The sequence below is a fragment of the Rhodospirillaceae bacterium genome (assembly GCA_040219235.1).
Lineage (GTDB): Bacteria > Pseudomonadota > Alphaproteobacteria > Rhodospirillales > Rhodospirillaceae > WLXB01.
On sequence record JAVJSV010000016.1, the window covers coordinates 60972 to 75107 of the forward strand.

A 14136-nucleotide genomic window follows, 5' to 3' on the forward strand; every position below is an offset into this window, starting at 1 on the left:
ATGGATGTTGAAACAGTCGGTGCCGTTGGGGAAGTTGCTACACAACTAGACTTCTCTCTTTGGGGCCTATTTCTGCAAGCGGACTTTGTGGTGAAGTCAGTGATGCTATTTTTGGCTGCGGCATCTCTTTGGAGTTGGGCGATTATTTTCGATAAAGCTCTAAGGCTTCGGTCTTTGACAAAACGTGCAGAGCGCTTTGAAGAAAAATTCTGGTCCGGCAGTTCATTAGAGGAATTATATGACCGTGTTGGGCCACGCCCGCCCGATCCTATGTCATCAATTTTTGTTGCGGCTATGCGGGAGTGGCGTCGCTCGCCTTCCAAAGGTCGTGAAAGTAAGCAAGAGAACATTGGTGTTCTGGGACAGCGGATTGACCGTGTTATGCGGATCAGCTTGGAACGGGAGATGGACCAATTGCAACGCCGAATGACGTTTTTAGCGTCAACGGGGGCGGTTGCACCTTTTGTTGGATTGTTCGGAACCGTTTGGGGGATCATGAATACGTTTAGTGCGATTGGTGCTTCAAGCGACACGAGTCTGGCGACAGTTGCACCCGGCATTGCGGAAGCCCTTTTTGCGACAGCGCTTGGGCTGGTCGCCGCTATTCCAGCGGTCATTGCATACAACTCCATTTCATCGGATATGAATCGCTATGCCTTGCGCCTCGAAAACTTTGCTGGAGAATTCGGAGCGATTTTGTCCCGGCAACTTGAGGAGCGCAGTTAGATATGGGTATGTTTGTACAGCCCAGCGAAGGTGGCGGCGGCTCGCGTCGCAAGCCCTATCGGCCAATGGCTGAGATTAACGTGACTCCCATGGTCGATGTTATGCTGGTGTTGCTGGTCATTTTTATAGTCGCTGCGCCGCTTTTGACCACTGGAGTTGATGTTGATCTGCCGGAAGCAAAAACGCCAAATTTACCTCAAGACAATCAAGCCCTGACTGTGAGCATAAATAAGGATGGTGTGACGTTGCAAAGCACGCCAGTCGAATTGAAAAATTTAGGCGCACGCCTGAAAGCGGTCACTGAGGCAAATCCTGACGTTCGTATTTATGTTCGTGCGGACAAGTCACTTGCCTATGGCACCGTTATGGACGTGATGTCAGAGATTTATCAAGCCGGGTTGAGGAATGCGGCGTTGGTTACCGATCCACCGAAAGCCCGTTAGGCAACACAACTGTGAGAAAAAGCTTCTTACTTTCGACGGTGCTGCATGGCTTCGTGATTTTGGTCACGGTGGTTGGACTACCGTTTTTCGAGCGCGAAAAGATTGCGGTAGATGATACTATTGTTGTTGAGCTGGTTGAAATTGCTGAGGTGACGGCAGCGCCACCACCGAAGCCAAAGCCAGAACCCGAGCCTGAACCTAAGCCCGCTCCGGCACCCCCAGAACCGGAACCTGCTCCTGCGCCCGCAACACCGCCAGAGCCCGAACCTGCTCCTGCGCCACCACCGCCGCCGGAAGCTCCTGCGCCTGAGTCTGAGCCCAAGCAAGTTGCTGAAGCACCTCCCGTACCTAAGGTCAATGCTCCACCCCGCAAGCCTAAGCCTCCTAAAAAAGAGGACTCTTTTGATCAACTCGTAAGTCTGGTGAAGAATTTAGAGCAGGAAGTTTCAAAAAGGCCGACGCCTCCTCAAGAGCCAAGCCAAGCTGAACCTGATGACCGTGTCAGAACCTTGCTGAATGCAGATAGAGCTACTCTGAGTGAGCGTGATGCTATACGTGCGCATATTGAAAATTGCTGGCGGATTGACCCTGGTAAAGAGGGACTTCAGGACTTGACAGCGGATATCAAAGTTTCAATTCAGCCTGATGGCAGTGTGCGCCAGGCTGTTATAGAAGACACAGCTCGGTATTTTTCAGATCCGCCATTTAGAACATTCGCGGACAGCGCGAGAGCTGCTGTATTGAGTTGTAGCAATATCCCAATCTCGCCACAAAGATACGAAATATTTAAAGAAATCGTTTTTACATTTTCTCCACAGGGTCGCCTCAATTAAACTCAGTTTCTTGATGGTGCTATGATGAAGGCAAAAGAAGGATGTTTGGTGTGCGTATAAGCTGGCTTTCATTGGCAACAGCGTTTGCAGCGCTTTTAACTGCTGCCACAGCACAAGCCCAGGTTCAGATCGATATCACGCGGGGACGTGTCGAGCCCATGCCGATTGCGGTCGCGCTCTTCTCTGGAAACGGTGACGCCGCCGCGAGCATTGGGCAAGATGTGAGTTCTGTCATTTCTAATGACTTAGAGCGATCAGGTCTTTTTAACCCGATTGATCGGGATGCCTTTATTCAAGCCTTACCCTCGCTAGATGTGCAGCCGCGTTTTGCGGATTGGCGCGCACTGAATGCCCAAGCCTTGGTGCAAGGCGAGATAGAAACACAGCCCAATGGTCAGGTTCGGGTTGCTTTCCGCTTATGGGATGTTTTCGGCGGACAACAGATGATTGGGCAGGCCTATGTTACCCAACCAGAGAATTGGCGGCGCGTTTCGCACATTATTGCTGATGCTATTTACACTCAGATTACCGGCGAAACCGGTTATTTTGATACGCGCGTTGTCTACGTGTCAGAGAGTGGGCCGGGTACGGCACGTGTCAAACGGCTCGCGATTATGGATCAAGATGGGGCAGGACACCGCTTTCTCACCGACGGGTCTGCGCTTGTTTTGACCCCGCGTTTCTCGCCGACAGCGCAAGAAATCACGTATCTCTCGTATTTTCGCAATGTTCCCCGTGTCTATCTCTTTAACATTGATACGGGACGCCAAGAGCTGCTGGGGGACTTCCCGGGCATGACCTATGCGCCGCGGTTTTCACCAGATGGTAATAAAGTAACTTTTTCCATGGCCGCCGATGGCAATTCAGAAATCTATGAGATGGATCTCAGAACTCGTCGAACATTGAGGTTGACCAATCACCCTGCGATCGACACCTCTTCCTCCTATGCCCCGGATGGTAAGCAGTTAACATTCAACTCGGATCGCGGTGGAAGCCAACAAATCTACGTGATGAACTCAGATGGATCAGAAGCGCGTAGAATTAGCTTTGGGAGTGGCCGCTACGCAACACCGGTCTGGTCGCCCAGAGGTGACCTCATTGCCTTTACACGTATGAGTGGTGGTAACTTCTATATTGGGGTTATGGAGCCCAATGGTGAAAACGAGCGTTTGTTGGCTCAGGGCTTCCTTATGGAGTCTCCCACATGGGCCCCAAATGGCCGGGTTTTAATGTATTATGCGCAGTCACCGACCCGTGCAGACGGTTCTGGCGGACGCACTCGGCTTTATTCAATTGACTTGACCGGGTACAACCAAAGAGAGATGTTAACACCTCAAGATGCTTCAGATCCGGCGTGGTCACCCTTGATTCCTTAGTGAACAAGGGTGAAAAAAGGGGACCTTTTTGAGCTTTAACGTGTCTTTGTTAAGTGTGGACTTAATGGAATCACTTGCGTCCTAGTGAACAACTGATAAAAGTCCTACCGAACACCTAAGAAAATAGGTGTTAAAAGTCGCCATTTTGTGCATATTTACGTCATTCTTGTGACCGAAGGGAAGAAATAAAATGATGGTCCGTTTCACTAGCGCCGTCGCCGCTATCGCTCTTTTGGCTGCCTGTGCATCCGATCCAAAGGATGACATGGGTTCCGACTCAATGGGAAGCACCCAGCCAGCTCCTGCTGCTCCGGCAGCACCATCCGGCCCAGCTATGGATTCTGCTGAGTACTTCAACCAAGTGGTTGGCAATGGAGTTTACTTTGGCCTCGACCAATACGATCTGAACAGTGCAGCGCAAGCCACTCTTCGGGGTCAAGCGTCATGGTTGAGTCAAAACCCTTCACGTTCGATCGTTATTGAAGGGCACTGTGACGAGCGTGGCACCCGCGAGTACAACCTCGGTCTTGGTGAGCGCCGTGCAAATGCTGTTAAGGATTACCTCGTCTCTCTTGGTGTGACACCAAGCAGAGTTCGTACGATTTCTTATGGCAAAGAACGCCCTGTGTGTGTTGCGTCCAGTGAAGACTGCTGGAATCGTAACCGACGCGGTGTGTCTGTCGTACAATAGCGGTTAGCACTTCAACTCACTTCTGAGTTGTTGCGTAATTAAAACGGCGGCTCTCTGCATAGCAGGAGCCGCCGTTTGCCTTATTTCCGCCTTGCATTCGCGATATCCAACATACTCTTTTCTGGAAGATTGCCGCGCTATGTCACGTCTGTTGTTAAATTTTACATCATTAACGAACCTTTTGGCCGTCACTTGTTTGACCTCGATGTTGGCCACCACCACGCATGCTCAGTCCCCGCTTGATGTTCGTGTTTTGAGTGAACGGGTTGAGCAGCTTGAACGACAGCTCTCCGCCCTCCAAGGACAGGGGGGCTCCTCGGTCCAAATGCCGCTTTCGCCGCAACAAACAGGCACAGACGCGCAACAGATGCCGACCGACGTGGCCAGCCGATTGCAGGTTCGTGTGCTGCAACTTGAACGCTTAGTCGAAACGATGACAGGTCAGGTGGAAGAGGCACGCTTCGAGATTTCTAGGCTGAGGTCTGAACTGCAAAGACTATCGAGTGATGTGTCTTATCGCTTGGCCGTATTGGAGCAGGCTGCTGGTATTTCTTCTGCAGTTGCTAATGCGCCAGGTGAAGCAGGAGCATTGGTTCAAGATCAATCCAATGTGACTCCTTCAGCGCAATTCGGGGGTATGGCTGAAAACAACTTTGCTCAGTCTGAAGCTCGCCCAGAAGGACGTATCGAACCAGATATGAACATGCCGATGTCCACGCCAGTTCAAGCCCAGCCTCAATTGCAATTGCAACGGCCAGCCGGGCAAGCCACTGTGACGTCTTCAGGTGTTAGCGACTTGGAGAGTGGAGGTACTTTTAGGGCACCAGTTCAGCCAGGACCAATTAATCAGGGTAATACGTTTGGCGTTCTCAGAACCGATGAAGAAGGCACTCCACTGCCTGCTGCGCCTGGTTCCACAAGCGCGCCCATTAGCCAGCCAGCTCCGCAGGCGTTTCAAGCGCCACCAGCCATGCAAGCGGCACCCTCACCTGGTCCGGTGTCAGCGGCAAGAATAGGAACAGCATCAAGCGCAAACACGGCATTTATTGCATTGCCGAACGGTACACCCCAGCAGCAATATGATTATGCTTTTGATATCCTGCGGCAGGCTGACTATGCCAGTGCAGAACGCGCCCTTCGTCTATTTCTTGAAGCACACAGCACAGATGCCCTTGCCGGAAATGCCCAGTATTGGTTAGGTGAAACCTATTATGTCAGAGGCGATTTCGAGCAGGCGGCTGTAGAGTTCTTATCAGGATACCAGACGTATCCGACCAGTTCTAAGGGGCCTGACAACCTTCTGAAACTTGGCCTGTCTATGGCGCGTCTGGGCCAGACTGATGGTGCCTGTACGGCACTGACAAGATTGGCAACGGAATACCCATCAGCCAGCGACACAATCCGTCGGCGCGCGCAGACCGAGAGGGCTCGGTTAAAGTGCAGTTAAGCTATGGTGCTGGCTGAACTCAATTCCTCAGAAACCGCCGATGACGAGGGTGCTCTCACGTCTGAGTCTTTTGCCGGGCTCATGGCGCACTATCAGGGCTTGGATGCCGGAGTGAGACTTGCGGTCGCTGTTTCGGGAGGGCCCGATAGTATGGCGCTGTGCCACCTCGTTCACGATTGGGCAAAAACGAATAACCTCACGGTCGTAGGCTTAACAGTTGACCACCAACTCAGGCCAGAAGCAGCGGCTGAAGCTCAGAAAGTTAAGGGATGGCTCTCTGAGATTGGGATGGCACATGAGACGCTTGTCTGGGAGGAAGGGCAAAAAGTTAAGCTTTTTGATCGGAGCCCTCAGGCTGCTGCGCGTGCCGGGAGATTCGCTACAATGTTTAAATGGTGCAGGGGAAATGGTGCTCTTGCTTTGCTAACCGCGCATCATGCGGATGACCAAGCAGAGACCTTTTTGTATCGGTTAATCCGCGGGTCTGGTGTGGATGGCTTAGCATCAATCGCCAGCGAAATAGAGCGAAATGGCATAAGGGTCTTGAGACCGCTGCTCAGTGTTTCGAAAGCGTCGTTGATTGCGACGTGCGAATACTTCAAACAGGACTGGGTGACAGATTCAAGCAACACGGACACAATGTTCGCACGTGTGCGCATTCGAAAGTTGTTATCAGAACTCAGAGGAGAAGGACTGACAACAGACCGACTGCTGAAAACTGTAGGCCATATGCAGCGCGCAAAGGTTGCGATTGATGTGTCTGTTGAAGCGCTCATAGATCATGCCGTGAATAAGATGGAAATCGATTTTGTAGATCTTGATGTGGATTTACTTCTTCAAGCACCTCAGGAAGTGGGTTTGAGATGCCTCTCTCGGCTTCTGGTTCGTGTTGCCGGTTCGGATTATCCCCCTCGTTTTGACAGCTTGGAGAGCGTCTATCAGTCTCTCGAGACTAATCACTGGTCAGACAGAACTTTAAATGGTTGTCAGATCCGCCGAAAAGGCGCACGCCTACTAATTACTAAAGAAAACAGAACTTATTGATATTATTGATAAAAATTCTAAATTCATCATCGCCTAAGGCTCTGTTTTATATATGGACACTTAAGACATTTATATGAGGCGCAATTGCCACCTTGCGTTCATGGGTTCGAACCCTATTTAATTAAGGTTAGACCTGCGGTTACTTGCTGGTGAACGCGGAACGGCATGATAAAAAGCTACACGTAAAGTTTAGAGAAGGGTTAGACGTGAACATCAGTAAAAACCTTGTCCTTTGGGTCGTAATCCTTGTTTTGATTGTAGCGCTATTCAATCTATTCCAGGCTCCAACAACCCGTAATCAAAGTCGTGAAGTCTCCTTCACTGAATTTATGGCCTCAGTCGAAGGCAACGAGGTGACAAGTGTCACCATTCAAGGCGACAACATTACCGGAAAGACGCGTGAGGGTGTGCAGTTTCGCACATATGCGCCAAATGATCCGACGCTGGTGCCTGCGTTGCGTTCAAATGGTGTAGACATCAAAGCTGTTCCTGCTACGGACGGTGAAACGACATTGTGGAGTATTTTAATATCTTGGTTCCCGATGTTGTTGCTGATCGGGGTCTGGATCTTTTTTATGCGTCAGATGCAGGGTGGCGGCGGCAAGGCCATGGGTTTTGGCAAATCTCGCGCCAAGCTTCTGACTGAGAAGCAAGGACGTGTGACATTTGAAGACGTCGCAGGTATTGATGAAGCTAAACAGGAACTCGAAGAAGTCGTCGAGTTCTTGCGTGATCCGGGCAAATTCCAACGTTTGGGCGGAAAAATACCCAAGGGTGTTCTGCTTGTGGGGCCTCCTGGGACAGGTAAAACATTGTTGGCGCGCTCAATTGCGGGTGAAGCAAACGTTCCATTCTTTACGATATCGGGTTCAGATTTTGTCGAAATGTTTGTTGGCGTCGGCGCTAGCCGGGTGCGCGACATGTTCGAGCAGGGCAAGAAAAATGCACCTTGCATTATCTTTATTGATGAAATTGATGCTGTCGGCCGGCATCGCGGTGCTGGTCTTGGCGGTGGCAATGATGAACGAGAGCAAACCCTCAACCAGTTGCTGGTTGAGATGGATGGGTTTGAGGCCAATGAAGGTGTGATCCTAATTGCAGCAACAAACCGTCCGGATGTTCTTGACCCGGCTTTGTTGCGCCCCGGTCGTTTTGATCGTCAAGTTGTTGTGCCGAACCCCGACATCTTGGGTCGCGAAAAAATTCTAAAGGTACATACCCGCAAGACACCAATTTCTCCCGACGTGGATTTGAAGGTGATTGCTCGTGGGTCTCCTGGCTTCTCCGGCGCGGATCTGGCGAACCTCGTGAATGAAGCTGCGCTGTTGGCCGCTCGAAAAGCCAAGCGTGTGATCACGATGTTAGAATTCGAAGAGGCCAAAGATAAAGTGATGATGGGCGCTGAACGGCGGTCCATGGTCATGACTGAGGATGAGAAAAAGCTCACCGCTTATCATGAGGCCGGACACGCATTGATTATGATGCATGCTGAAGGGCATGAGCCGCTGCATAAAGTGACGATTATTCCGCGCGGTAGAGCCCTTGGTCTCACTATGTTTTTGCCAGAGCGAGACAAATATAGTCAGTCACAAATGGAACTGAAGGCCATGATCGCAAGTCTCTTTGGTGGTCGGGTCGCTGAAGAAATGATTTTTGGTATTGAGCGAGTTACCACGGGCGCATCAGATGATCTGAAACGTGCGACGGACATTGCGCGTCGTATGGTGACCGAGTTCGGGTTCTCAGATAAGCTGGGTCCACTGCGTTATAATGCGGATCAAGAAGAAGTGTTTTTGGGTCACTCTGTGTCCCAACAGAAAAATGTGTCAGACGCCACTGCTGAACTGATCGACCAAGAAGTGCGGCGCTTTGTGGAAGAGGGTGAGAAAAAGGCCCGCCAGATACTTGAAGAACGCAAGGACGATCTCGAAGTTATTGCTAAAGGTTTGCTCGAGTACGAGACACTCTCGCGCGCTGAGATCGACGCTTTACTTCGTGGAGAGGACATTGATAAGTCGGACAAACCGACAACGCGCCCTCGTCCTCCAGGGCGCAGAACATCTGTACCCACAACGGATGGTAGTGACGAAGAGTCAGATTCCGGTGGCATAAGCCCTGAACCGGAACCCCAACCCAATACGTGATCGCGTTTAAAAGTGGGCTGCCAAATCCGGCCTCGCTCAGAAATGAGCGGGGCCTGTCCATTTATTGTATTCCCAGCGGACTGGTTTCTGGCCCATTGGCGAGGTACTTGGTTAAGGGGGGGTACGCCCTACCATTTCTTGGTGTATCGCAAGCATTTGCAGCCGTTGAGGTGATTACTGACCAAGAGGGGCTCCTTACTAGGTATGGTGCTTCCGTCGCTGCGTTTGAGCCATGGCGCCAGGTTCTGCATGGTGAGGTAAAGTCTCGGCTATCAACCTTGTTAGATTTCTTTTCGTCCGAAAGACCTCCTTATACAGACTTAGACTTGAACGTTCCTAAAATTATGGGCGTTGTGAATGTTACTCCTGACAGTTTTTCTGACGGCGGCGACCATGACACAGTAGAACGTGCAATCGCTCATGGCATATATTTAGCAGAAGCAGGAGCGGACATACTAGACGTTGGTGGTGAGTCAACTCGACCGGGTGCCACGCAAGTATCGCCGGAGACTGAGCAGCAGCGCGTTCTACCGGTTGTCAGAGCTCTTTCATCACGCGGATTCACGGTTTCGATTGATACGCGCCATGCGCCTACCATGGCTGCTGCAATAGAGGCAGGCGCAAAGATCGTTAATGATGTGACAGCTCTTACAGGAGACTCCGCCGCGCTCGGCTTGGTGCGACGGAAAAAGTGCTGTGTGGTCCTGATGCATATGCAGGGTGCGCCAAAGACAATGCAGGATAAGCCCACATACACCTGGGCACCTATGGATGTCTTTGACTACTTAGAAGCACGTGTTCAAACATGTATCGATGCTGGGATAGACCGAAGAAAAATCTGTATCGATCCTGGGATTGGTTTCGGTAAAACTGAAGACCACAACTTGGATTTGTTGAAATACTTATCAATTCTCCATGGGGTGGGATGTCCGATTCTGCTTGGTGCATCCCGGAAGAGTTTCATTGGTAGAGTGTCGGGTGTAGATAACCCAAAAGCGCGACTACCTGGGTCACTCGCCGTTGCTTTGGATGGCGTACGCCAAGGGGCACAGATCATTCGTGTTCACGATGTCGCTGAAACACACCAAGCTATTCTTATGTTAAATGCCGTTCAGGGCAGATAAAGCCCTTGTGGCTTGATTCACACGAGGGCCTAGGTCATTTACTTGACCTGAATTAATATCGACAATCTGAAGAGTTAAGTGGTTGGGGCACTATGGCAATGACGCGCCTATTCGGAACAGACGGGATACGTGGCACTGCGAATACGGCCCCGATGACCGCAGAAATGGCATTGAAGCTTGGAATGGCGGCTGGTCACACGTTTCTACGTGGTCAGCATAGACATACCGTTGTTATTGGAAAAGATACCAGGCTGTCTGGTTATATGCTGGAGCCGGCCCTAACGGCGGGCTTTACATCTGTGGGTATGGACGTTGTTTTGGTTGGTCCAATACCTACGCCTGGCATTGCAATGCTGACGCGGTCTTTAAGGTGTGACTTAGGTGTAATGCTCTCTGCATCTCATAACGCGTACGAAGACAACGGTATTAAGATTTTTGGGCCAGATGGTTTCAAGCTGTCAGACGAGATAGAAGAGGGTATCGAAGACTTAATGGCCAGAGGTACAGATGACTTACGTGTTGAGTCTTCTAAGCTTGGTCGTGCACGGCGCCTCGATAACGGGACTGGAGCTGTTCGTTATATTGAATTTGTCAAAAACACCTTTCCAAGGAGTTTGAGACTCGATGGTCTCAAGATTGTGGTCGATTGCGGTCATGGTGCAGCCTATAAAGTTGCTCCTGCAGTTTTGTGGGAACTGGGTGCAGATGTTGTAACGCTTGGTGTTGATCCCGACGGTTTTAATATCAACAAAGACAGCGGATCCTTGCACCCGCACCTGATGGCAGAGCAAGTCAAAGCAAATCATGCTGATTTTGGAATGGCGCTAGACGGTGATGCTGATCGCATCGTCGTATGTGATGAGAAGGGTGTCGTTGTAGATGGCGATCAAATCTTAGCTGCAATCGCTAAACGGTGGCAGGTATCTGGTGAACTTACAGGTAATTCCGTTGTTGCTACTGTTATGAGTAATTTGGGACTAGAGAGATACCTTCAAACTCTTGGGTTAACTCTTGAGCGTACACAAGTCGGAGACCGCTACGTTTCTGCTCGGATGGAAGAAGGGGGGTTTAATCTGGGCGGAGAGCAGTCAGGTCATGTTATTCTGGGCCGTCATGCAACTACTGGGGACGGTTTGATGGCCGGACTCCAATTGCTTGCGGCCCTGGTTGAAAGTGAAAAACCAGCCAGCGAAATGTTATCATCCTTTCAACCGGTGCCCCAGATTTTGAAAAATATCCGCATGCAAGACCGGTCCACAGCAGAGCGTGCTCTTGATCATTCCGATGTTAAGAGTGCTATCGCTGATGCGGAAAGCGAAATTGCTGGCTCGGGGAGAATTTTAATTCGGCAATCAGGCACTGAACCTTTGGTAAGGGTTATGGCCGAAGGGGATGACTCGGCAAAAGTGAACGCCGTTGTGGATACTTTAGTATCCATCATCAAAAAGGCTGCTGTATAGTGGGCAAGCTGCAGGTGCGAAGATATGTCTATTAGTCCCAATTTGGGTCGCATACTTATTGTGGCAGGCTCAGACTCTTCTGGCGGAGCTGGAATACAAGCTGACATTAAAACTGTGACGGCATTAGGTGGTTATGCAGCAACAGCGATAACAGCCGTGACGAATCAAGATACAACAGGGGTGCACAGCGTTCATACGGTGCCGTCCAATTTTATTGGACAACAGATTACTTCGGTCTTGGCGGATATTGGCGCTGACGTGATCAAAACGGGTATGCTTGCCAGCGCAGAAATTGTTGGCGTCGTAGCCAAGGTGTTGACAGATTATGGAAAAATTATACCGCGCGTTGTTGATCCGGTTATGGTTGCCAAAGGTGGGCATCATTTGAGTGATGCTGACGCGATTGATTTTCTAAAAAACAAACTGCTAGCAGGCGCTGCAGTTGTCACACCTAATTTACCAGAGGCAGAAGTCTTGACCGGGCGACGTATCAAGACGCTATCCGATATGGAAGACGCAATCCCAGATCTTGTTTCTTTAGGCGCGCAAGCAGTTTTGTTGAAAGGCGGGCACCTTGAGGGAGATTCTCTTGTAGATATTCTAATTGATAGCGATCAGGTCCATAGATTTGAAGGACCAAGAATAACAACCACATCTACGCACGGAACTGGATGTACACTTGCATCGGCGATCGCGACCGGACTGGCCCAAGGGCTTAGTCTTTATGACGCGGTCACCCGTGCTCGAAAGTATGTGTTTGATGCGATCAAGAGTGCGCCCGGGTTAGGGCGTGGTCACGGCCCACTAAATCACGCCCATACGGTTCAAGAGTCCTGGACCGCCAATGGCTTGCAGGCTTAACTGAATTATTATGGCTGGTTTTGAAGCAACGTTTCAGATGTGGGTGGTATTAGGTTTGGCAGTGACCCTGCTGACTCTTTATGTCACCCAATGGCTTTCTCTAGAAATCAGTTCTCTCGTCGTCCTAACAGTCCTGCTCCTTTTCTTTCAGATATTTCCACTGACAGGCACCTATGATGTAAATCTTCTAAATGCGGAAGTTTTACTAGGCGGTTTTTCTAATTCAGCTTTAATTGCGGTGATGGCTCTTCTTGTGGTCGGTGAGGGCATCGTTAGAACAGGTGCCCTGGAAAGTCTGGGCTCGGTCATATCAAGCACGCGGCTTCCGTCCATCGTCTTGCTCGCCTTTGTATTGCTCTTGGTCGCCGGATTGTCGGCGTTTCTAAATAATACACCTATCGTGCTGATCTTTATTCCGATCCTTCAGGCTTTGGCGCATAAATCTGGTTTGTCAGCCAGCCGTACGATGATGCCTTTGTCGTACGCGGCCATTCTTGGTGGCATGACGACGCTGGTTGGATCGAGCACGAACTTGCTAATCTCCAGTTCCATGAGTCAGCAGGGCTTACGGCCACTTACATTCTTTGAAATCACACCGCTAGGACTGATACTCGCGGCCGTCGCGATTATTTATGTATTGTTTATTCTTCCTGTGATTATGCCAGAACGCAAGTCTGCGTCATCAAAGGTGCAAAGCGGACGTCACTACATCTCGCAATTCGTTGTTCCAGCCGACTCAGACCTCATGGGCGAAAAAGCTGCTGCTGGTGCCTTTAAATCTTTGCCAAATGCAACTATACGGATGATTTATAGAGGGAACGAGGCCGTATTCCCGCCCTTCGATGACTACGTTATTCATGCAGGCGATACATTTGTATTGGCCGCGACCCGCCAGACGCTGATTAAAATAGCCAGTAAGCACCCTGGCCTTTTCCATCCGCCACTTCCTTACGGTCTGGACCTACAAGAAACTCGCGTCAAAGAGTATGAAGAGGCCTCTGATGCAGATGAGTCCGAAACACCGGAGGATCGCGACACTGTTCTTGTGGAGGCAATGATTACGCCGACATCTCGAATGGTAGGTTTAACGCTTGAGCAGTTCGAGCTTCAGCAAAGCCAAAGAGCTATCTTTTTAGGTATTCAGCGTCGTGCTCAAATGACTGCCGCACGGATGACGAATATCAGATTGCAATCCGGTGATGTATTGTTGCTCAAAGGGCGACCGGATCGTTTAGAGGCATTGCGGCCTGAGCGCGATGTCGTGCTGATTTCAGGAACACGCGGTATTATTCCAAACCGCACACATGCAAAGCGGGCTGTGTTGATTTTCGGCGGAGCAATTGGGTGCGCGGCGGTTGGTCTTATTAGCATAACCACCGCCGCAATAGCCGCTGCAACACTTATGATCCTGACTGGGTGCATGAACTTGAGGCAGGCCGGCCGTGCAATCGACAAGACAATTTACTTGTTGGTTGGAACGTCTTTAGCACTTGGAACGGCTATGACGGCAACGGGAGGCGCTGCTTATTTAGCTAATGTCATTGTCTCAGTGTTCGGTGCGGCATCGCCGCCGGTTATTCTCTCCGTCTTTTTTCTTGTGGTTGCGCTTTTCACAAATGTTTTGAGTAACAACGCGTGTGCTGTTCTTTTTACACCCATAGGGGTGGGGCTGGCGGCCAACTTAGGAATTGACCCCCGTTTGTTTGCCATCACATGTTTGTTTGCCTGCAACTGCTCTTTTGCAACCCCTATGGGCTATCAAACAAACCTGTTGGTCATGGGGCCAGGGCAATATCAATTTGGTGATTTTGTCCGTGCTGGGTTGCCTCTTGTTATATTGGTTTGGTTGGCCTTTTCTTTCGCGGCGCCTTGGTATTGGGGGCTCTAAGCCAGAAAATTGGCTCCGTTGACGCCGTGTGATGGCCTCCGTAGTATTCGCGCCGACTGAGGCAGCAGGTTGCATGTATGATGCCCAACTTCACAGTCC

The 14136-nt window shown here is 50.5% G+C and carries 12 protein-coding genes; all 12 read left to right on the forward strand.

The features are described from left to right. The 12 genes from tolQ to RIC29_14910 all read left to right on the forward strand — a co-directional run bounded on the left by tolQ (position 1) and on the right by RIC29_14910 (position 14037). Positions 1-726: a protein TolQ gene (gene tolQ, locus RIC29_14855; GenBank protein MEQ8736204.1), complete on the forward strand. Its 726-nt coding sequence runs from the start codon at positions 1-3 to the stop codon at positions 724-726. 2 nt (positions 727-728) lie between these two features. After that, positions 729-1169 (forward strand): biopolymer transporter ExbD, encoded by a 441-nt coding sequence (locus tag RIC29_14860; protein MEQ8736205.1) that lies wholly within the window; start codon positions 729-731, stop codon positions 1167-1169. An 11-nt stretch (positions 1170-1180) separates the two neighbouring features. Then, positions 1181-2002 carry a cell envelope integrity protein TolA gene (locus RIC29_14865; GenBank protein MEQ8736206.1) on the forward strand — a complete coding sequence of 274 codons (822 nt, stop codon included), beginning with the start codon at positions 1181-1183 and terminating at the stop codon, positions 2000-2002. Between the two features lie 41 nt (positions 2003-2043). Next, the gene (tolB, locus tag RIC29_14870) at positions 2044-3378 is read left to right on the forward strand and encodes a Tol-Pal system beta propeller repeat protein TolB (GenBank protein MEQ8736207.1); all 1335 of its coding nucleotides are present in this window, start codon (positions 2044-2046) and stop codon (positions 3376-3378) included. Between the two features lie 190 nt (positions 3379-3568). After that, positions 3569-4069: a peptidoglycan-associated lipoprotein Pal gene (gene pal, locus RIC29_14875; protein ID MEQ8736208.1), complete on the forward strand. Its 501-nt coding sequence runs from the start codon at positions 3569-3571 to the stop codon at positions 4067-4069. 139 nt (positions 4070-4208) lie between these two features. Further along, positions 4209-5516 (forward strand): tol-pal system protein YbgF, encoded by a 1308-nt coding sequence (ybgF, locus tag RIC29_14880; protein ID MEQ8736209.1) that lies wholly within the window; start codon positions 4209-4211, stop codon positions 5514-5516. A gap of 3 nt (positions 5517-5519) precedes the next feature. Then, positions 5520-6560: a tRNA lysidine(34) synthetase TilS gene (tilS, locus tag RIC29_14885; protein ID MEQ8736210.1), complete on the forward strand. Its 1041-nt coding sequence runs from the start codon at positions 5520-5522 to the stop codon at positions 6558-6560. 206 nt (positions 6561-6766) lie between these two features. Further along, positions 6767-8704 (forward strand): ATP-dependent zinc metalloprotease FtsH, encoded by a 1938-nt coding sequence (gene ftsH, locus RIC29_14890; GenBank protein MEQ8736211.1) that lies wholly within the window; start codon positions 6767-6769, stop codon positions 8702-8704. 326 nt (positions 8705-9030) lie between these two features. After that, entirely contained in the window at positions 9031-9828 is a 798-nt protein-coding gene (gene folP, locus RIC29_14895) for a dihydropteroate synthase (protein ID MEQ8736212.1), read from the forward strand. A 92-nt stretch (positions 9829-9920) separates the two neighbouring features. Then, on the forward strand, positions 9921-11288 hold the full coding sequence (glmM, locus tag RIC29_14900; GenBank protein MEQ8736213.1) for a phosphoglucosamine mutase: 1368 nt from the start codon (positions 9921-9923) through the stop codon (positions 11286-11288). A gap of 24 nt (positions 11289-11312) precedes the next feature. Then, positions 11313-12149, forward strand: a complete 837-nt coding sequence (gene thiD, locus RIC29_14905; protein ID MEQ8736214.1) for a bifunctional hydroxymethylpyrimidine kinase/phosphomethylpyrimidine kinase — start codon at positions 11313-11315, stop codon at positions 12147-12149. 10 nt (positions 12150-12159) lie between these two features. Continuing rightward, a complete protein-coding gene (locus tag RIC29_14910) occupies positions 12160-14037 on the forward strand; it encodes an SLC13 family permease (GenBank protein ID MEQ8736215.1) in 1878 nt (625 codons plus the stop codon). Positions 14038-14136: the final 99 nt, after the last annotated feature.